This is a genomic window from Arthrobacter sp. TJ-240 (genome assembly GCF_058269195.1).
Window position 1 is genome coordinate 125,529 of sequence record NZ_JBZCNG010000007.1, and the last position, 18,274, is coordinate 143,802.

Below are 18,274 nucleotides of genomic sequence, written 5' to 3' on the forward strand. Positions count from 1 at the left end.
GGCCTCGTGATGGGGTCGGACTCGGACTGGCCCGTGATGGAGGCTGCAGCGGCCGCGCTGGCCGAGTTCTCGATCCCCTACGAGGCCGACGTCGTCTCCGCCCACCGCATGCCCGACACCATGATCGAGTACGGGCGGACGGCAGCCGACCGTGGCCTGCGTGTTCTCATCGCCGGTGCCGGCGGTGCGGCGCACCTCCCGGGGATGCTCGCCTCCGTGACGCCGCTACCCGTGATCGGCGTCCCCGTGCCCCTGCGCTACCTCGACGGCATGGACTCCCTGCTGTCGATCGTCCAGATGCCCGCCGGCGTGCCCGTCGCCACGGTGTCGATCGGGGGCGCCCGCAACGCCGGGCTGCTCGCCGTCCGCATCCTGGCCGCCGGGTCCGACGACCAGGCCTCGATGCTCCGCGCGCAGCTCGTCGAATTCGCCGGCGCCCTCCGGGCGACCGCGGAGGAGAAGGGCGCCGCCCTGCGGTCCCGCATCGCAGCCTCCACGGCGGACGACGAGTGATCACCGGCACCCGCGTGATCGGCACGGACTCCACCGGCTCCGCCGGACTCACCAACCCCGTCCGCTACCCGGAGGCGGCGCCGCCCGAGGTCCGCACGAAGCGGGCGTTCGTGCTGCTGGCCCTGACCCTCGTGCTGCCGGGCTCCGCGCAGATCGTCGCCGGCGACCGGCGGCTCGGCCGACGAGCCCTCAAGACCACGTTCACGTGCTGGGCACTGATCGTGCTCGGGCTCGTGCTCGCCCTCACCGACCGCACCCTCGCGGTGGGCCTCGTCACCCACCGCTGGTGGTCCCTCGCCTTGATCGTCGTGCTCCTCGGCGTCGCCATCGGCTGGGCGCTGCTGTTCGTCAACACGCTGCGGCTCATCCGGATGCCCCTGCTCGAGCGCCGCGTCCGGCCCCTCGTGGCCGGCGCCCTGGCGCTCCTCATGGTCCTCACCAGCGGATCGCTCGCCTACGGCGCCTACGTGCTCGGCGTCGGCCGGTCGACGGTGGGCTCGATCTTCCAGTCGGGCCCGGCCTTCGACCCCGTGGACGGCCGGTACAACTTCCTGCTCATGGGCGGCGATGCGGGCGAGGACCGCACGGGCCGGCGCCCGGACAGCATCTCCGTGATCAGCGTGGACGCCGAGACCGGCGCGACCGTGACGTTCAGCATCCCCCGCAACTTCCAGAACGCCCGGTTCTCCGAGGACTCCCCGCTCTGGGAGGTCTACCCCGACGGCTACAACTGCGGCGACCCCTGCATCATCAACAGCCTCTACACCGACGTCACGCAGAGCTACCCCGACCTGTACCCGGGGGCCGCGGACCCAGGAGCCGAGGCCATGATGGACGCCGCGAGCGGCGTGCTCGGGATCGAGGTGCAGTCCTACCTCCTCGTCGACATGAACGGTTTCGAGCAGCTCGTGGACGCCATGGGCGGCATCAGGATCGACGCCGGCGGCTGGGTGCCGATCACCGCCGCCGAGATCCCCGGCACCGACCCCATCCGCCATTACCCGCCCGACGGCTGGATCAAGCCGGGCGTGCAGACGCTCGACGGGTACCACGCCCTCTGGTACGCGAGGTCGCGGGAGTTCGTGACGGACTACGACCGCATCTCCCGCCAGCAGTGCGTCCAGCAGGCCATGATCGCGCAGCTCGACCCCGCGACCGTGCTCACCCGCTTCCAGTCGATCGCGGCCGCGGGCACGCAGATCGTCGAGACGGACATCCCCCAGGACCAGCTGGCCAGCTTCGTGGACCTCGGCCTCAAGGCCCAGGGACAGGACACCCGCCGCCTGATCATCGGCCCCCCGGACTTCGGCACCCCCGCGGACAACTTCGTGACCTACCCGGACTTCGACCTCATCCACGAGCGCGTGCAGGGCATGTTCGCGGAAGGTACGGCCGACCCCGCGGCCGACGCCCCGCTACAGCTCGAACGCGCGGGCGTCGTTATCCCGGCGCAGGTCCCGGCGCAGGTCCCGGCGCAGGTCCCGGACGACGGCATCACCGAGGAGTACCTGCAGGAGCTCGCCACCATCGGCGACGACGCGACCCTCGGTGACCTGCTGGCCGACAACGGGCAGTGCTCCCCCGCCTGACCCGCTGCCCGCACCACCCCGACCAGCCGAAGGACCGACCACGATGTACCTCCTCGACAACACCCTCCGCCCCTACGCGTGGGGATCGGAACGCGCCATCGCCGACCTGCTCGGCCGAGAGCCCTCCGGCGGCCCGGAGGCCGAACTGTGGATCGGGGCCCACCCCGACTCGCCGTCGCACGTGGTCCACCCCGACGGCGCCCGGGACAGCCTGCACGAGCTCATCGAGCGGGACCCCGCGGGGCTGCTCGGCGAGTCGGTGGCCGGGCGGTTCGGGAACCGCCTGCCGTTCCTGCTGAAGGTGCTCGCCGCCGGTTCCGCCCTGTCCCTGCAGGTGCACCCGAGCCTGGAGCAGGCGGCCGCGGGGTTCGACGCCGAGGAGGCTGCAGGCGTGCCCCGCGACGCGGCGCACCGCAACTACCGGGACCGGAACCACAAGCCCGAGATGATCTACGCCCTGACGCCGTTCGAGGCCCTCTGCGGGTTCCGGCCCCTGCCCGAGGCCGCCGGGGTGTTCACGGTGCTCGCCGCCGCCGTCCCGCCCGGCTCCCCGGCCCACGCCCTGCTCGAGGACGTCGCAGCGCACCTCGCCTCGGGGGACGACACGGCCCTGCGATCGTCCTTCACGCTGCTGCTCGAGGCCCCGCGCGGGGTCGTCGACGAGGTCGAGGCCGCAGCGCGCCGGGACGGGACGGGATCCGGAGACTCCGTCGCCGGCGACCTCGCCACCATCGCCGAGCTCTCGGGCCAGTACCCGGGCGATCCCGGCGTCCTCGTGGCCCTGCTGCTCAACCGTGTGTCGCTGCGCCCCGGGGAGGCCCTGTACCTGCCGGCCGGGAACATCCACGCGTACCTGAGCGGGCTCGGCATCGAGGTCATGGCATCCTCGGACAACGTCCTGCGGGGAGGCCTCACGCCCAAGCACGTGGACACCGGGGAGCTGCTCGCCACCGTGGTCTTCGAACCGCTCGGTCCCCCGGCGCTGACGCCCGACACCACGCTCCTCGACCAGGAGCTCTACCGGCCGCCGTTCGACGAGTTCCAGCTCCAGCGGATCGAGCTCTCGGACCCCGCGGCGGGTGCCGCGGGCGAGCCGGGCGAGAGCGCCGGCGGGGACGACGATCCGCGCGGGCCCCTCCCTGCGGGCGAGAGTCTCACCCCCGCGCACGTCCCCGTGGTGCAGAACGGGCCCGTGGTGGTCCTGGCCGTCAGCGGACCGATCCTGCTCGACACCCCGAACTCCACGCTCGTGGTGCCGCGCGGCGGCAGCGCCTTCGTGGGGGCGTCGGAGGCGCCGCTCGTCGTCCGCCCGGCAGCCGACGGGCACGGGGCGACGGACGGCCCCGTGCTGGCGTTCGCCGTCACGGTCGGCGGCGCGATGCCGTCGCTGTAGGAGCGGCCGCTAGCCGCGCACCCGCCGCACCGCGCCGACCGCGCGGCCGGCCTGCCGGCGCGCGAGCTGCATGCCGCGCTTGGCGAGGGGCAGGGCCCGGCTGAACACCGGGTAGAACGGGGAGAGCGGCAGGTCCCAGGTGCCGGCGAGCTGGTCCTCGTGCTGTGCCCAGCCCATCTTGAAGCGGGACACGCCGTCGTTGAGGAGGCCGTTGAAGTCGTAGCGGGTCACGCCGCGCGCCTTCATCTCCCGGATGGCGAACCACTTCAGCGCGTAGTTGGCGCGGAGCCGCTCGCCCTCCTCGGTCATCCCGCCGTAGAGCTCGAAGGAGGTCGTGTGCGTCGCGGAGATCCACAGGAACGCGACCACGTCGTCGCCCTGGAACGCCGCGTATACGGGCGAGGCGTCGCCGAGGTTGTCGAAGATGTCGAGGTAGTAGGAGTCCTCGTGGATGCCGAACCCGGCGCGCTCGGCGGTCAGCCGGTAGACGTCGAGGCAGGCGGGGATCTCGCTCCGCAGCACGCGGCGGATCGTGAGGTCCTCCCGGCCGGACTTCCGGATGTACTGGCGGTGCTTCTTCGTCATGTCGGCGAGCAGCTCATCCTCCGTGCGGCCCAGATCCAGGATGAGGGTCCGCCCGATGAGGATGGTGTTGGTGCTCCGCCTCCAGCCCGCGGCCGGCAGCGCCGTCACGACGTCGTCGGCGGCGTCCCAGTCCGGTTCGATCGAGAGCGCCACCGAGCCGTGGGCCTCGCGCACGTACCCGGCGACCGCCGCGAGGACCTCGACCTCCCGGCCCTCCGCGGCCTGGGGTCCGCGCGGGATGTATGCGAGGCTCCGCAGCGGCAGCGGGAGGGACCGCACCACGAGCTGGGCTGCGCCCACAACGACGCCGTCCTCGGCGACGAGCACGCGATCGGCGCTCCAGCCGTGCGCCGCCTTCGTCTGCCCCCACCCCCACAGCTGCTGGGGATGCCCGCCCAGCTCATCGACGGTGGTGTCCCACCGGGCGCGGTCGGAACAGGGCGACACGGAAAGACTCATCCGACCAGCCTATAGGGGTGGACGCCCTAGTCCTTGACGCGGGCGTAGGTCTCCCACTTGTGGGCCTGGTGCTCGCCGTCGACCACGCGGATGGTGCCCGACTTGGAGCGCATGACCATGGACTGGGTGAGGACCTTGTCCTTGCTGTACCGCACGCCGCGCAGCAGGTCGCCGTCGGTGATGCCGGTGGCGGCGAAGTAGCAGTTGTCGCTCGTGACGAGGTCGTCGGTCGAGAGCACGCGGTCGAGGTCGTGACCGGCGTCGAGGGCCTTCTGCTTCTCCTCGTCGCTGGTCGGCCACAGGCGGCCCTGGATGACACCGCCGAGGGACTTGATGGCGCAGGCCGCCACGATGCCCTCGGGGGTCCCGCCGATCCCCATGAGGGCGTCGACGTCGGTGCCCTCGCGGGCCGCGGCGATGGCTCCGGCGACGTCACCGTCCATGATGAACTTGGTGCGCGCCCCGGCGGCGCGGATCTCCTCGACGAGGGGCTTGTGCCGGTCGCGGTCGAGGATCATGACGTTGAGCTGGCTGACCTTCTTGCCGCTGGCCTTCGCGATGAGGTGCAGGTTCTGCTTCACGGGCAGACGCAGGTCCACCATGTCGGCCGCCTCGGGGCCGGTCACGAGCTTCTCCATGTAGAAGACGGCGGACGGGTCGAACATCGAGCCGCGCTCGGCGACGGCGAGCACCGCGAGCGCGTTGTTGATGCCCAGGGCCGTCAGGCGGGTTCCGTCGATGGGGTCGACGGCGACGTCGCACTCGGGGCCGCTGCCGTCGCCAACGCGTTCCCCGTTGAAGAGCATGGGCGCCTCGTCCTTCTCGCCCTCGCCGATCACCACCACGCCGTTGAAGTGGACGGTCTGCAGGAGCGAGCGCATGGCGTCCACGGCGGCGCCGTCGGCCAGGTTCTTGTCGCCGAAGCCCACCCAGTGGCCGCCGGCGATCGCCGCGGCCTCCGTGACGCGGACGAGTTCGAGGGCGAGGTTCCGGTCCGGCTCGTCGTCCCCGACGGCGAGCGCCGGTGAGAGGGTGGAGTACTGGGCGTTGCTGGCGTTCTGGGACACGTCGATCCTCATCGTCGAAGGTGGTCGGGTCCCCGCGGGCCCGATGGTGCCGTGCTGCCATCATAGGCGCGCCGCGCGCTGCTGTTCCTGTGATGCTGCCGACGCATCGGCCCGTACGGGCTGCTCCGGTTAGGCGGCACGGGCAGCATCAGCGAAAATGGAGGGGTGAGCGATCAGAGCGACGAGCGGACCCCCGGCCCCGAGGCGGAGCTGGACGACGACGCGCCACCCATCACCCTCACCCCCAACCAGGCCAAGCGCACCAGCGCGACAGCGCGCGGCATGCTGATCGCCACGGGCGCGACGATCGCCGTCGTGCTCCCCGTCTACTTCCTGAACCCCACGTACACGGCCGAGACCTACCGGCGCGACATCGACGTCTCGACCATCGCGCGCCAGGCGGCCGGCGACGCCGGCTACCTCCCCGCCTCACCGACCCTGCCCGAGGGCTGGTCCTCGAACTACGCGCGCTGGGTGACGGGCCGCAGCGACGGCGTGGACTTCTGGGAGGTCGGGTTCCTGACCTCGGACGCCGGTTTCATCCAGCTCACCCAGACCGACGACGCCAACCCCACCTGGGTGGCCCAGCGCATCGGTGATGCGCAGGTCTCCGGCACCCGTACCATCGGCGGCCTCGAGTGGGAGCTGCTCGATGCGTCGGACGGCGACACCGTGCTCACTGCCGACGTCGACGGCGCCACGGTGATCCTCGACGGGGAGGCGACGCTCTCCGAGTTCGACACCGCGGGGACCGCCGTCGTCGAGGATGTACGGCAGAACGCGGTCGAGGAGGCAGAGCGCCTCGCATCTGCCGGCGCGGACGGCGCCTGAGCTCCACGGCAGGTGCCGACCGGTCCGGATCCGCCCCGACACGTGCGGACCGGCGCCGGACCAGTACAGTGGGCGGCGTGACCCAGCAACTGACCCCGGCCGACGCGTGGCTCCGCCTCCAGGAGGGCAACGCGAGGTTCGTCGCCTCCGACGTCTCCCACCCCAACCAGGACGCCTCCCGCCGCACCGCCCTCGTGAACGACCAGAACCCGTTCGCCGTCATCTTCGGCTGCTCGGACTCGCGCCTGGCGGCGGAGATCATCTTCGATCTCGGCCTCGGGGACGTCTTCGTGGTGCGGACAGCCGGCCAGGTGATCGACGACGCCGTCCTCGGCTCGCTCGAGTACAGCGTCAGCGTCCTGGGCGTGCCGCTGATCGTGGTGCTCGGCCACGACAGCTGCGGCGCGGTCACGGCGACCATGAACGCCGTCGAGACCGGGGAGATGCCGGTCGGGTTCATCCGCGACCTCGTGGAGCGCATCACACCGTCGGTCCTCACGGCGCGCCGGGCCGGCGTGACCGATGTGAACGCGACCGTCGTCGAGCACACGCGGCAGACGGCGCACCGGCTGGTGGACAGTTCCCGCGTCATCGCGGATGCCGTCGCCGGCGGGGACACCGCCGTCATCGGCGTCTCCTACCGCCTGGACGAGGGCAGGGCCGTGCTCGTGTCGGGATTTGGCAGGCCGAAGGACTGAAGGCGAGAATTGCCGCATGACTTCCACGCCTGCAGCCGGCCCTGAGTACCGCATCGAACACGACACCATGGGCGAGGTGCGGGTTCCCGTCGACGCCCTGTACCGTGCGCAGACGCAGCGCGCCGTCGAGAACTTCCCGATCTCCGGCACCACCCTCGAGCGCGCGCACATCGAGGCGCTCGCCCGCATCAAGAAGGCCGCGGCCACCGCCAACGCAGAGCTCGGCGTGCTCGACGCGGAGCGCGCCCGGGCGATCGAGGCGGCGGCCGAGGACGTCGCGTCGGGGCGGTACGACGGCGACTTCCCCGTCGACATCTACCAGACCGGTTCCGGCACGTCCTCGAACATGAACGCCAACGAGGTCATCGCCACCCTCGCGAGCAGGGCGCTCGAGGCGGCCGGCAGCACCACCACGGTGCATCCCAACGACCACGTCAACGCGTCGCAGTCCTCCAACGATGTCTTCCCGACCTCCGTCCACGTCGCGGCGACCTCCGCCCTCGTGAAGGACCTCATCCCGTCGCTGGCGCACCTCGCCGAGGCGCTGGAGCGCAAGGCCGAGGAGTTCAGCACGGTGGTGAAGTCCGGCCGGACCCACCTCATGGATGCCACACCGGTGACCCTCGGCCAGGAGTTCGGCGGCTACGCGGCCCAGGTCCGCTACGGGATCGAGCGCATCGAGGCCTCCCTCCCGCGCGTGGCGGAGGTGCCTCTCGGCGGCACCGCCGTCGGGACCGGCATCAACACCCCGGCCGGCTTCTCCGCCCGCGTCATCGAGCTCCTCGCCGAGGACACGGGACTGCCCCTCACGGAGGCGCGGGACCACTTCGAGGCCCAGGCGAACCGCGACTCCCTCGTGGAGGTCTCCGGGATGCTCCGCACCATCGCCGTCTCGCTCACCAAGATCCACAACGACCTGCGCTGGCTCGGCTCCGGCCCCAACACGGGCCTCGGCGAGATCGCCCTCCCCGACCTGCAGCCCGGGTCCTCGATCATGCCGGGCAAGGTCAACCCCGTCATCGCCGAGGCCGTCATCATGGTGTGCGCCCAGGTGGTCGGCAACGACGCCACCGTGGCGTGGTCCGGCACCAACGGCGCGTTCGAGCTGAACGTCGGCATCCCCGTGATCGCCCGCAACGTGCTCGAATCCATCCGCCTGCTCAGCAACTCGACGCGCGTCTCCGCCGACCGCATGATCGACGGCATCACCGCCAACGTCGAGCGCGCACGCTTCCTCGCCGAGGCCTCCCCGTCGATCGTCACGCCGCTCAACAAGCACATCGGCTACGAGAACGCGGCAAAGATCGCGAAGAAGGCCGTCGCCGAGGGGCTCACGGTGCGTGAAGCCGTGATCGCGCTCGGCTTCGTGGAGCGTGGCGAACTGACCGAGGAGCAGCTGGACTCCGCCCTCGACGTGCTCTCGATGACGCGTCCTCCGCAGGCCTGACACCCGCACCTCCCGCCGTTCCGGAAGGGCGTACCCGTACCGGGTACGCCCTTCTTCCGTCCCCGGGAGAACTTGCACTCACGAGCTCATAGTGCAAATATGTACTCCGTGCAGAACAGTGCAAAAAACGACGACCTGGGGCTGCGGGAGCGCAAGCGCCGCCAGACACGCTCGTCCCTCGTGGCGGCGGCCCGCCGGCTGACGCTCGGGCACGGCATCGGCGGATTCACCGTCGAGCAGCTCTGCGACGAGATCGGCATCTCGCGCCGCACCTTCTTCAACTACTTCCCCTCCAAGGAGGACGCCGTCCTCGGCTCCACCGACGAGGAGCTGACGCAGCCGGTCCTCGACGCCTTCGTCCTGTCGGGACGCACCGATCCACCCATCCCGCTGATCGACGCGCTCACCGACCTCTTCGCGGAGTTCGGCGACCGGCTGGCCATCTCCCGCGAGGAGTACGAGCTGATGTCCGCCGTCCTGCACCGGGAGCCGCAGCTCATGCACCGCCTCTTCGCCCGCGCAGAGGCGAAGTCCCAGCTGCTGGTCGACCTCATCATCGCGAGGGAGGGCCTGCCCGCGGACCATCCTCTGCCCCGTGTGGCCACGTTCGTGCTGGGCGGTCTCGCCCGCCGGTCCCTCGACGAGTTCTTCGCCGAGGAGAACGAACTGAGCTACCCCGAGGTCATCCGCCGCAACATCGACGCGCTCCGCCTTCTCTTCCCATCGTCCCCGGAGGCCCCCCGCGACCTCCCCGCATCCCAGAACCAGGAACCGGCATGAGTACAACGACGGCGCCGGAGGGCCCGCTCCTCCTGACGCAGAAGCGCATCTGGATCATCTTCTCGGCACTCATCGCCGGGATGCTGCTCTCCAGCCTCGACCAGACCATCGTCTCGACCGCCATGCCCACCATCGTGGGCCAGCTCGGCGGCGTCGAGCACCAGACGTGGATCACCACGGCGTACCTGCTCGCCACTACCATCGTGATGCCGATCTACGGCAAGTTCGGTGACGTGCTCGGGCGCCGCAACCTCTTCCTCTTCGCCATCGCACTGTTCACCGTCGCGTCCATCGGCTGCGCCTTCGCCACCGACTTCTGGGCCTTCGTGGTGTTCCGTGCCATCCAGGGCTTCGGCGGCGGCGGCCTGATGATCCTGTCCCAGGCGATCATCGCGGACATCGTGCCCGCCAACGAGCGCGGCAAGTACATGGGCCCCCTCGGCGGCATCTTCGGCCTCAGCGCCGTCGCGGGCCCGCTGCTCGGCGGCTACTTCGTGGACCACCTGACCTGGAACTGGGCGTTCTACATCAACATCCCGGTCGGCATCGCGGCGTTCGCCATCGCCTGGTTCACCCTGCGCCTGCCGTCCAAGAAGGCGACCAAACGCATCGACATCCCCGGCGTCGTCCTGCTGTCGATCGCCACGACCTGCCTCATCTTCTTCACGGACTTCGGCGGTGACGCCGCCGAGGGCTGGACCTCGCCGCTCACCTGGAGCTTCGGCGCCGGCATGGTCCTCGCGGCGGTCGCCTTCATCATGGTGGAGCGCCGGGCGGAGGACCCCATCATCCCGCTCGAGCTCTTCCGCAACCGCACCTTCGTCACCAGCACCGGCATCGGCCTGACGCTCGGCCTCGGCATGTTCGCCGCGCTCGCCTTCATGCCGACCTTCCTCCAGATGGCCTCCGGCACCTCGGCAGCCGTCTCCGGCCTGCTGCTCGTCCCCATGATCGTGGGGCTCATGGGCACGTCGATCTTCTCGGGCATCGCGATCTCCCGCACGGGCCGGTACCGGAAGTACCCGATCATCGGTGTCTCGCTGACGCTGGCCACGCTGCTCTGGATGTCCACGCTCACCGCCGACACCCCCATCTGGGTCATCTGCACCATGCTGTTCTTCTTCGGCGCGGGGCTCGGCCTCATCATGCAGGTCATCGTCCTCGTGGTGCAGAACTCGGTCGCACCGACCATGGTCGGTGTCGCGACGAGCACCAACAACTACTTCCGCGAGGTCGGTGCGTCGCTCGGCGTCGCCGTGTTCGGGGCGATCTTCACCAGCCGCCTCTCCGAGCGGCTGCGGGAGACGTTCGCGGCATCCGGTGCGAGCCCCGAGGCAGCAGGCCAGGCGACCTCGACCCTCGACCCCGCGGCACTGAACGCACTGCCCGACCAGCTGCGGGAGGCCGTCGTGAGTGACTACGCCGAGTCACTGGCTCCCGTGTTCCTCTACCTCGTGCCGTTCCTCGTGATCGCCCTGGTCCTCGCGCTCCTGCTGCGGGAGATCCCGCTGTCCGACACCTCGGGCATGGTGGCGCGTGGCGAGGCGATCGGCGGGGAGGAGGCGGACCGCCTGGAGCGGGAGCAGACCGCAGCAGCGTCCGCTGCACGGCAGTCCGGAGTGGCCGTCGCCGCCGCGCCGTCCGACACGCGGTCCGCGGGGCCGCGCGACGGGTCCTCGGAGCGACCCGGGCCCTGACCTCGCGCGCTCCCCGAGCCCATCACCGGCCCGGCAGCCCCTCGGACGGAGGGCTGCCGGGCCGGCGGCGTCAGCGGCGTCAGCGTTCGAAGCGGGTCACGCCGTCGGACGTCCCCGCCTGCCGGATCAGCGCGAGGTGCCGTGGCTTGAGGGGCGGCAGCGCGTCCGGCGGGAACCAGCGGACGTCGAGGGACTCGTCGTCGTTGACGCGCGCGGTGCCGCTCACCCACCGGCACCGGAAGTCGAGGGTCAGGAAGGTGCACACGTCGCCGTTGGGGAAGGTCATGGGACCGTCGACGCCGGTGGCGAGCAGGTACTCCACCTCGACGACGACGCCGGTCTCCTCCTCCACCTCCCGGCGCAGCGCGACGGCCGGCTGCTCGCCCGGATCGACGATGCCCGTGATGATGGCCCAGCGGCCGTTGTCCGCGCGCTGCCCGAGGAGCACGCGCCCGTCGTCGTCGAGGACCACGCCCCCGACGCCGGGCAGCCACAGCGGGTCGTGGCCGATCTTCTCGCGCAGCGCGACGACGAACTCGGGTGTAGGCACGCTCCTCAGGCTAGTGCAGCGAGCGCCAGGGCCGCCCCGCCGATGAGGAACGGCCCGAACGCCACCGAGGAGGCGGGCGTGGCCCGGCCGGTCAGGACGAGCGCGAGGCTCCAAAGACCGCCGAGCACGACGGCGAGGAAGGGACCCCACCACAGCGCGGCACCTCCCGCGAAGCCCAGGTAGAGCCCCAGGAGTCCCGCGAGCTTGACGTCCCCGAAGCCGAGCCCCCGCCGGGACAGCAGGTGCAGCGCCCCGAACCCCAGCCAGAGCACGGCCCCGCCGGCGAGCATCCCGAGGATCCGGTGCCACTCGCCCGCGACCCCGGCCGCGAGCCCGAGCAGGAGCACGGCCCCCGGATAGGCGGGCAGGACGATACGGTCGGGCAGCCGGTGCGTGCGCCAGTCGACCACGCCGAGCCACCCGCCCACCGTCACGAAGCCCAGCAGGGCGGCCGCGAGCAGGGCGAAGGCGAGGGGCTCCTGCGCCAGGTAGTCGGCGAGCACGGCGGTCACGCCCCCACGCTACGCCCGTGGCCCTGACCGGCCGACGGGGCGCCGGTTACACTGTGGAAATGTCGGGCCAGCGCAGCACCAGTTCCGCGTCCATGCCGGAGGAAACCTTCCGCTCCCTCTGCCGCTCCTCCCCCTGGCGCTGGGAGACCCTGCGCTTCACGATCGCCTGGCGGGCACCGTCCGACCAGGGCCTCGACACCTCACCGCCCCTGAGCGCCTGGCTCCGCCGCCCGGCCGCGCTGCGCGTCGAGGCCGCGGACGGCACGCTGCTGCACTCCACCACGGGCAACGAACGATCCCGCGACGCGCTGTACGTCAGCGCCACGCGGAAGTCGTGGCTCGTGGCGCCCCGCCTCGTCACGCCCGTGTACGACGGCGCCGGGCTCGTGCGCCGCCGGCCCGAGGCCGCCTACGGCGAGGCCGTGTTCGGTGATCCGCGCTGGTCGTCCATGCTGGACCCGGTCGAGCTGGCAGGCAACGCGCCGGTGTCCATGGCCCCGGGCGCGAACCGCGTGGAGCTGGAGGACATCGCGGAGGAGTCGTTCGCGGGCCGCCCGGTCCTCGCCGCCACGGTCACCCCGAACGCCTCCTACGAGCCCGCCGCGCCCGGCCGTCCCCTGATCGGCGAGGGCCGGACGCGCGTACTCGTCGACGTCGGCACGGCGGTCTGCGTGTCCACGACGGCCCTCGACGGCGCCGTCCGGGGCGCCGGCCACGACCTCGCGATCCTCGGCGTGGACGAGTACCTGACCGACGACTACTTCCGTGCCGCTCCCCCGGAGCTCAGCGACGTGAGCCGGCACGTCCCCTGGATCGTGGGGTAGCCGGCACGCCTAGCCGTCCGACCCCTCCAGCAGCTCGGTGACGAGCGCCGCGATCGGCGAGCGCTCCGAACGCGTCAGCGTGACGTGGCCGAACAACGGATGGCCCTTGAGCGTCTCGACGACGGCCGCGATGCCGTCGTGCCGGCCCACCCGGAGGTTGTCGCGCTGCGCGACGTCGTGCGTGAGGACGATCTTCGAGTTCTGCCCGATGCGGCTCATCACCGTGAGGAGCACGTTCTTCTCGAGCGACTGCGCCTCGTCGACGATCACGAACGAGTCGTGCAGGCTGCGGCCGCGGATGTGCGTCAGCGGCAGCACTTCGAGCATGCCGCGGTCCAGCACCTCCTCGACGACCTCGGGCGAGACGATCGCGCCGAGCGTGTCGAAGACGGCCTGCGCCCACGGATTCATCTTGTCGTTCTCGCTCCCGGGCAGGTAGCCGAGCTCCTGCCCGCCCACCGCGTACAGGGGCCGGAACACGACGACCTTGCGGTGCTCGTGTCGCTCCAGGACCGCCTCGAGGCCCGCGCAGAGCGCGAGGGCCGACTTGCCCGTCCCTGCGCGCCCGCCCAGGGAGACGATCCCCACCTCGGGGTCCAGCAGGAGGTCGATCGCCAGGCGCTGTTCCGCGGACCGCCCGTGCAGGCCGAAGACGTCGCGGTCGCCCCGGACCAGCCGGATGTGCTTGTCCGCCCCGACGCGCCCGAGCGCCGAGCCGCGCGGCGAGAGCAGGATGACGCCCGTGTTCACCGGCTGCTCCGCGCCGCCGGGTGTCAGGACGGCCTCGTGGTCGTAGAGGGCGTTGACCTCCTCGACCGTGGCGTCGAGCTCGGCGACGCCCGTCCAGCCGGAGTCCTTCACGAACTCGTTGCGGTACTCGTCGGCCTGCAGGCCCATCGCGGACGCCTTCACGCGCATCGGCAGGTCCTTGGACACCACGATCACGTCGCGCCCGGCGACGGCGAGGTTCTTGGCGACGGCGAGGACCCGGGAGTCGTTGTCGCCGCTGCGGAACCCGACCGGCAGTACCTCGGGCGAGACGTGGTTCAGTTCCACGCGCAGCGTCCCGCCCTCGTCCCCGAGCGGGACGTCGGTGTCGAGCCCGCCGTTGTCCACCCGCAGGTCGTCCAGCAGCCTCAGGGCCTTCCGCGCGAAGTACCCCAGCTCCGGGTCGTGGCGCTTACCCTCGAGCTCGGTGATGACGACGATGGGGAGGATGACCTCGTGTTCCGCGAACCGCAGGATGGCGCGGGGATCGGACAGGAGCACCGAGGTGTCGATGACGTAGCTGCGCCGCGGATCGACCGCGTCCTGCTCCGGGGTGTTGGTTGTAGCCACATGGACTCCGCTCCGGGGTGGGCACCCCGAATTCGTAGGGGTGGGGTGGGCGTTCCGGCCAGGAGGCCGGGCGGCCTCCCCGACTCGTACGAGATGCCTGGCACCATCGACGTCATCAGCGGCCTTCCGTCGGCGGATCCGATGTCCGTCGATGGGTAGACCCTACGCCGTCGACCCCCGCAGCGCAGCGCCCCCCATCGTGTCGTTCATGAAGCGCCGGTGAACACTCGGGACGGCTGCTCAGGACCCGAAGCGGCGCTGCCTGCGGCCGTAGTCGCGGAGGGCGCGGAGGAAGTCCACGCGCCGGAAATCAGGCCACAGGGCCTCGCAGAAGTAGAACTCGCTGTAGGCGCTCTGCCACATGAGGAACCCGGAGAGCCTCTGCTCCCCCGAGGTGCGGATGACCAGGTCCGGGTCCTGCTGCCCGCGCGTGTAGAGGAAGGAGGAGATGTGCTGGTCCGTCAGTTCCTCGGCGAGGGTCTCGAGGGACATGCCGCGGGCTGCGGCATCCCGCATCAGTTCCTTGACGGCGTCGACGATCTCGCGCCGCCCCCCGTACCCGACGGCCACGTTCACGTGGAGTCCGTCGATCCGCTCCGTCGACGCGGCGAGGTCCACGAGCTTCCCGGCCAGGTCGTCGGGCAGGAGGTCGAGGGCGCCGACGGGCTGGACCCGCACACGGTTGCTCTCCCCGAGGCGGTCGAGGGTGTTGGCGATGATGTCGAGGAGCTGGTCGATCTCCTCCTGGGGCCGGCCCATGTTGTCCGTGGACAGCATGTAGAGGGTCACCACGTCGACACCGAGCTCCTCGCACCAGCCGAGGAACTCGTGGATCTTGTCCGCGCCCGCCTGGTGCCCGTGGCTCGTGGGCGCGCCCGCGAGCTTCGCCCACCGCCGGTTGCCGTCCACCATGACGCCGATGTGGTGCGGGATGCGTTCGGGCGCGAGGTTCCGCTGCAGCCTGCGCTCGTAGAAGCTGTAGCCGACTTCGGGGAACTTCAAGCTCACGCCCGGCCGCCCTCCCCTGGTTCCCGCTCCGGCCGGGGCCGGAGGCATGCTCGACACGGGGCGCCTGACCCCGGATACCTCCTCCTACCGTACCGGCAGTTGCCCGGCAAAGGCCTGCATGCAGGGCGGGACCGCCTGCGGCGACCATCTCCTCGACAGGCGGCCGTCGGAAGGGCGGGCAGGAGCCTGGGCTAGAATTCCGGCATGACCCCGCGCTATCCGACCCCTGTCCCGGGCCCTTCGGATCCCGCGGCCGGCCACGACAGCTCGTTCGAGGACGCGGTGTCCTCGGTGGCGGGACCGCTCGCGGATGCGATGGCGGCCAAGCCGCTGTGGCGGGGATGGATCCACGCGGTCGCGACGCCCCTCGCCGTCGCCGCGGGTGTCGTCCTCGTGGCAGTGGCCCCGACGCCGGGGCTCCGGGTCGCCTCCGCCATCTACGCCCTCACGGGCGTGCTGCTGTTCGGCGTGAGCGCGGTGTACCACCGGGGCAACTGGAGTCCGGGCGTGAAGGTGGTCCTGAAGCGCCTGGACCACACCAACATCATGCTGGTCATCGCCGGGTCCTACACGCCGCTCGCCTGGGCCCTGCTGGACCGGGGCAAGGCGGAGACGCTCCTGTGGATCATCTGGGGAGGCGCCGTCGCCGGCGTGCTCTTCCGGAATCTGTGGGTGCAAGCGCCGCGGTGGCTGTATGTGCCCATCTACGTGGCGCTCGGCCTCGGCTCCGTGTTCTACATGCCCGACTTCTTCGCGGCCAATGTGCCCGCCGCGCTGCTGATCTGCGTGGGCGGCGTGCTGTACATCGCCGGCGCCGTGTTCTACGGGATCAAGCGGCCCAACTTCTCACCGCGCGTGTTCGGCTTCCACGAGCTCTTCCATGCGTTCACGGTGGCGGCCTTCGCGGCGCACTTCGTCGCGATCATGCTCGCCGTCCTGCACCCGATCGGGGTCTGACCCGGCCGGGTACCGACCGGGTCCGGGACGGACCCTGCGATCAGCGGTTGTCCGGGCCGTGCTTCCCGCCCGGCTGGGGGCGACCGCCGTCGGCCGTGCCGTCCCTGCCGCGGGACAGGCCCGGCCCGTCGTCCACTCCTGCCGTCGGCACGCCACCGGCGGCACGCTGGGCCCGCGCCTGCTCCACCTCGGCGGTGTACCGGACGCGGCGGATGCGCTTGACCATGTCGCGGATCAGGAAGATGACGAGCACGACGACGAAGAGGGTCGCCAGGAAGCCGAGCGTCCCGGGCGTGACCGACGCCGGGTCGAGGCCCGGCTTGAGCGTCGGGTCCCCCGACGGCGTCACGGTCGCAGCCAGGCTGAGGGGAAGGAACACGCAGGCACCACTTTCGAAGCTCGCGGCAGGTCGGGGTTGCCCGCCACCCATAATTCTACGCGGGATAGAAATGCGGCGCGGACCTAGCCGCCCGGCGTGATACCGGCGAAGAAGTCGTCCTCGGGCACGGCGGACTCCACGCGCGAGGTGATGAGGGAGTAGTCCTCCCAGGGCCACACCTCCTGCTGCAGGTCCACCGAGACGGCGAAGAAGAACCCCTCCGGGTCCACCTGCGTGCGGTGCGCGAGCAGCGCGCGCTCGCGGTGCCCGAAGAAGTCGCCGCAGCGGATCTGCGTGGTGGTGGGGTGCGTCGGGGCGGGCGGCTGGTGGCCCTCCGCGTCCGCCTCGAGCCACTGCGCGATGCGCTCCGCGTAGGGCGACTGGAGGCCGGCCTCCTCGAGGGCCGTGTGCAGTGCGCGGAAGCGTTCCGGGTTGAAGGCGCGGTCGTAGTAGAGCTTGGACACGCTCCAGGCCTCGCCCGTGCCCGGGTAGCGCTCCGGGTCGGCCGCCGCCTCGAACGCCTCCACAGCCACACGGTGCGCCATGATGTGGTCGGGGTGGGGGTAGCCGCCGTTCTCGTCGTAACTGAGGATCACGTGCGGGCGGAACTCGCGCACGAGCTTCACGAGGGGTGCGGCCGCACGTTCGAGGGGCTGGAGCGCGAAGCAGCCGAAGGGCAGGTCCGGGAGCGGATCACCCTCGGGCAGGCCGGAGTCGGTGAAGCCCAGCCACCGCTGCTGCACGCCGAGCTCGGCGACGGCGCGCGCCATCTCGACGCGCCGCAGGCCCGGCAGGTCGCGGCCGGCATGCGCGTCCCCGTCCATGGCCGCGTTGAGGATGTCGCCGCGCTCGCCTCCCGTGCAGGTGGCCACCATGACCTCGGCACCCGCAGCGACGTAGGCGGCCATGGTGGCCGCTCCCTTGCTCGACTCGTCGTCGGGGTGGGCGTGGACCGCGAGGAGGCGGAGGCCCGCACCGGACGCGCGGGGAAGATCCTGGCTTGGCAACACGAGCTCCTGGCTCTGCGGGGACGGACGTCCGCGAGGGGGACGGCCGGCGGACGGTAAAATGGGACGGTGAGCTCCGCCCCTACGCCCTCAAGAGTAGCCAATCGCTACGGCACCCCCAAGCCGGCCAGGCGCATGAGCCGTGTGCGGAGCCTGCTCCTCGCGGCGCTCGTCGTCGCCGTCGCGATGGTGGGCCTGGTGGCCCTGACCTCCGGCAGCCCCGACGTCTCGTCGAAGGACGTGGGGTTCGCCCTGGCGTCGGACGGGCGGGCGAGCGTCGATTTCGAGGTGACGAAGGACCGCTCGGCCACGGCGCAGTGCGCCGTGCAGGTACTCAGCGAGAACTATGCGGTGGTCGGCTGGAGGGTGGTCACCATCGGGCCCACCAGCGCCGAGGACGGTGTGAACGGCGGTGGGACGACGGCGCACCGCACGGACATCCGGACCGATTCGCCCGGCGTCTCCGGTGGTGTCAACGCCTGCTGGATCGTCGAGGACTGAGCGGTTCCCTCCAGCATCTCTTGGGTTCTGGCCCGCACCCCTCTAGACTGGATGGAAACCTAGCGCCCCGCCTCACCGGCGTACCGGTCCCCCGGTCCCACGAGGCGGGGTGTTTGCTTGCCGCGGACGGTGGCTCCAC

Annotated in this window: 19 protein-coding genes; 11 read left to right on the forward strand and 8 right to left on the reverse strand. The window is 71.3% G+C overall.

Translation table 11 applies throughout. From position 1 onward, the window contains the following. The first annotated feature begins 9 nt into the window (after positions 1–9). Genes purE through manA form a run of 3 tightly spaced genes read left to right on the forward strand, consistent with a single transcriptional unit; the run spans position 10 to position 3,495 of the window. Positions 10–513, forward strand: a complete 504-nt coding sequence (gene purE / locus AC4D2C_RS16235; RefSeq protein WP_490915934.1) for a 5-(carboxyamino)imidazole ribonucleotide mutase — start codon at positions 10–12, stop codon at positions 511–513. After that, positions 510–2,102, forward strand: coding sequence for an LCP family glycopolymer transferase (locus AC4D2C_RS16240; protein ID WP_490915870.1), 1,593 nt, complete (start codon positions 510–512; stop codon positions 2,100–2,102). The genes purE and AC4D2C_RS16240 overlap by 4 nt, the downstream gene beginning before the upstream one ends. Positions 2,103–2,145: 43 nt before the next feature. Further along, positions 2,146–3,495 (forward strand): mannose-6-phosphate isomerase, class I, encoded by a 1,350-nt coding sequence (manA, locus tag AC4D2C_RS16245; RefSeq protein WP_490915871.1) that lies wholly within the window; start codon positions 2,146–2,148, stop codon positions 3,493–3,495. A 9-nt stretch (positions 3,496–3,504) separates the two neighbouring features. Here manA and AC4D2C_RS16250 read toward each other — a convergent pair whose 3' ends face one another. Both AC4D2C_RS16250 and glpX read right to left on the reverse strand, forming a co-directional pair. After that, positions 3,505–4,539, reverse strand: coding sequence for a lipid II:glycine glycyltransferase FemX (locus tag AC4D2C_RS16250; RefSeq protein ID WP_490915872.1), 1,035 nt, complete (start codon positions 4,537–4,539; stop codon positions 3,505–3,507). A 26-nt stretch (positions 4,540–4,565) separates the two neighbouring features. Continuing rightward, positions 4,566–5,618 (reverse strand): class II fructose-bisphosphatase, encoded by a 1,053-nt coding sequence (glpX, locus tag AC4D2C_RS16255; protein WP_490905653.1) that lies wholly within the window; start codon positions 5,616–5,618, stop codon positions 4,566–4,568. Between the two features lie 153 nt (positions 5,619–5,771). On the opposite strand from glpX, the gene AC4D2C_RS16260 reads away from it, so the two are divergent. The 5 genes from AC4D2C_RS16260 to AC4D2C_RS16280 all read left to right on the forward strand — a co-directional run bounded on the left by AC4D2C_RS16260 (position 5,772) and on the right by AC4D2C_RS16280 (position 11,059). Then, on the forward strand, positions 5,772–6,437 hold the full coding sequence (locus tag AC4D2C_RS16260) for a DUF4245 domain-containing protein (RefSeq protein WP_490915873.1): 666 nt from the start codon (positions 5,772–5,774) through the stop codon (positions 6,435–6,437). Between the two features lie 77 nt (positions 6,438–6,514). Continuing rightward, positions 6,515–7,135, forward strand: coding sequence for a carbonic anhydrase (locus AC4D2C_RS16265; RefSeq protein WP_490915874.1), 621 nt, complete (start codon positions 6,515–6,517; stop codon positions 7,133–7,135). A 16-nt stretch (positions 7,136–7,151) separates the two neighbouring features. Then, a complete protein-coding gene (locus tag AC4D2C_RS16270) occupies positions 7,152–8,582 on the forward strand; it encodes a class II fumarate hydratase (protein WP_490915875.1) in 1,431 nt (476 codons plus the stop codon). A 99-nt stretch (positions 8,583–8,681) separates the two neighbouring features. Continuing rightward, on the forward strand, positions 8,682–9,362 hold the full coding sequence (locus AC4D2C_RS16275) for a TetR/AcrR family transcriptional regulator (protein WP_490915876.1): 681 nt from the start codon (positions 8,682–8,684) through the stop codon (positions 9,360–9,362). Continuing rightward, complete coding sequence (locus tag AC4D2C_RS16280) at positions 9,359–11,059, forward strand: MDR family MFS transporter (RefSeq protein WP_490915877.1); 1,701 nt, start codon at positions 9,359–9,361, stop codon at positions 11,057–11,059. The genes AC4D2C_RS16275 and AC4D2C_RS16280 overlap by 4 nt, the downstream gene beginning before the upstream one ends. 79 nt (positions 11,060–11,138) lie before the next feature. On the opposite strand, the gene AC4D2C_RS16285 is transcribed toward AC4D2C_RS16280, so the two are convergent. Both AC4D2C_RS16285 and AC4D2C_RS16290 read right to left on the reverse strand, forming a co-directional pair. After that, on the reverse strand, positions 11,139–11,609 hold the full coding sequence (locus AC4D2C_RS16285) for an NUDIX hydrolase (protein WP_490915878.1): 471 nt from the start codon (positions 11,607–11,609) through the stop codon (positions 11,139–11,141). A gap of 5 nt (positions 11,610–11,614) precedes the next feature. Then, positions 11,615–12,121 carry a prepilin peptidase gene (locus AC4D2C_RS16290; protein ID WP_490915879.1) on the reverse strand — a complete coding sequence of 169 codons (507 nt, stop codon included), beginning with the start codon at positions 12,119–12,121 and terminating at the stop codon, positions 11,615–11,617. A 59-nt stretch (positions 12,122–12,180) separates the two neighbouring features. Between AC4D2C_RS16290 and AC4D2C_RS16295 the strand changes: the two genes are divergently transcribed. Further along, on the forward strand, positions 12,181–12,945 hold the full coding sequence (locus tag AC4D2C_RS16295) for a hypothetical protein (RefSeq protein WP_490915880.1): 765 nt from the start codon (positions 12,181–12,183) through the stop codon (positions 12,943–12,945). 9 nt (positions 12,946–12,954) lie between these two features. Here AC4D2C_RS16295 and phoH2 read toward each other — a convergent pair whose 3' ends face one another. Continuing rightward, entirely contained in the window at positions 12,955–14,283 is a 1,329-nt protein-coding gene (phoH2, locus tag AC4D2C_RS16300) for an RNA 5'-3' helicase PhoH2 (protein WP_490915881.1), read from the reverse strand. Between the two features lie 240 nt (positions 14,284–14,523). Beyond that, complete coding sequence (locus tag AC4D2C_RS16305; protein WP_490905864.1) at positions 14,524–15,285, reverse strand: isoprenyl transferase; 762 nt, start codon at positions 15,283–15,285, stop codon at positions 14,524–14,526. A 321-nt stretch (positions 15,286–15,606) separates the two neighbouring features. On the opposite strand from AC4D2C_RS16305, the gene trhA reads away from it, so the two are divergent. Then, positions 15,607–16,248 (forward strand): PAQR family membrane homeostasis protein TrhA, encoded by a 642-nt coding sequence (trhA, locus tag AC4D2C_RS16310; RefSeq protein ID WP_490915935.1) that lies wholly within the window; start codon positions 15,607–15,609, stop codon positions 16,246–16,248. 40 nt (positions 16,249–16,288) lie between these two features. Here trhA and AC4D2C_RS16315 read toward each other — a convergent pair whose 3' ends face one another. Further along, positions 16,289–16,627, reverse strand: coding sequence for a hypothetical protein (locus tag AC4D2C_RS16315; RefSeq protein ID WP_490915882.1), 339 nt, complete (start codon positions 16,625–16,627; stop codon positions 16,289–16,291). An 83-nt stretch (positions 16,628–16,710) separates the two neighbouring features. Beyond that, positions 16,711–17,634, reverse strand: coding sequence for a mycothiol conjugate amidase Mca (gene mca / locus AC4D2C_RS16320; RefSeq protein ID WP_490915883.1), 924 nt, complete (start codon positions 17,632–17,634; stop codon positions 16,711–16,713). 69 nt (positions 17,635–17,703) lie between these two features. Between mca and AC4D2C_RS16325 the strand changes: the two genes are divergently transcribed. Beyond that, positions 17,704–18,135: a DUF4307 domain-containing protein gene (locus AC4D2C_RS16325; protein WP_490915884.1), complete on the forward strand. Its 432-nt coding sequence runs from the start codon at positions 17,704–17,706 to the stop codon at positions 18,133–18,135. Positions 18,136–18,274: the final 139 nt, after the last annotated feature.

Coding starts and splice junctions, on each gene's coding strand:
- purE (WP_490915934.1), top strand. CDS start 10: ATGGGGTCGGACTCGGACTGGCCCGTGATGGAGGCTGCAGCGGCCGCG.
- manA (WP_490915871.1), top strand. CDS start 2,146: ATGTACCTCCTCGACAACACCCTCCGCCCCTACGCGTGGGGATCGGAA.
- AC4D2C_RS16250 (WP_490915872.1), bottom strand. CDS start 4,539: ATGAGTCTTTCCGTGTCGCCCTGTTCCGACCGCGCCCGGTGGGACACC.
- glpX (WP_490905653.1), bottom strand. CDS start 5,618: ATGAGGATCGACGTGTCCCAGAACGCCAGCAACGCCCAGTACTCCACC.
- AC4D2C_RS16270 (WP_490915875.1), top strand. CDS start 7,152: ATGACTTCCACGCCTGCAGCCGGCCCTGAGTACCGCATCGAACACGAC.
- AC4D2C_RS16275 (WP_490915876.1), top strand. CDS start 8,682: ATGTACTCCGTGCAGAACAGTGCAAAAAACGACGACCTGGGGCTGCGG.
- AC4D2C_RS16280 (WP_490915877.1), top strand. CDS start 9,359: ATGAGTACAACGACGGCGCCGGAGGGCCCGCTCCTCCTGACGCAGAAG.
- AC4D2C_RS16295 (WP_490915880.1), top strand. CDS start 12,181: ATGTCGGGCCAGCGCAGCACCAGTTCCGCGTCCATGCCGGAGGAAACC.
- trhA (WP_490915935.1), top strand. CDS start 15,607: ATGGCGGCCAAGCCGCTGTGGCGGGGATGGATCCACGCGGTCGCGACG.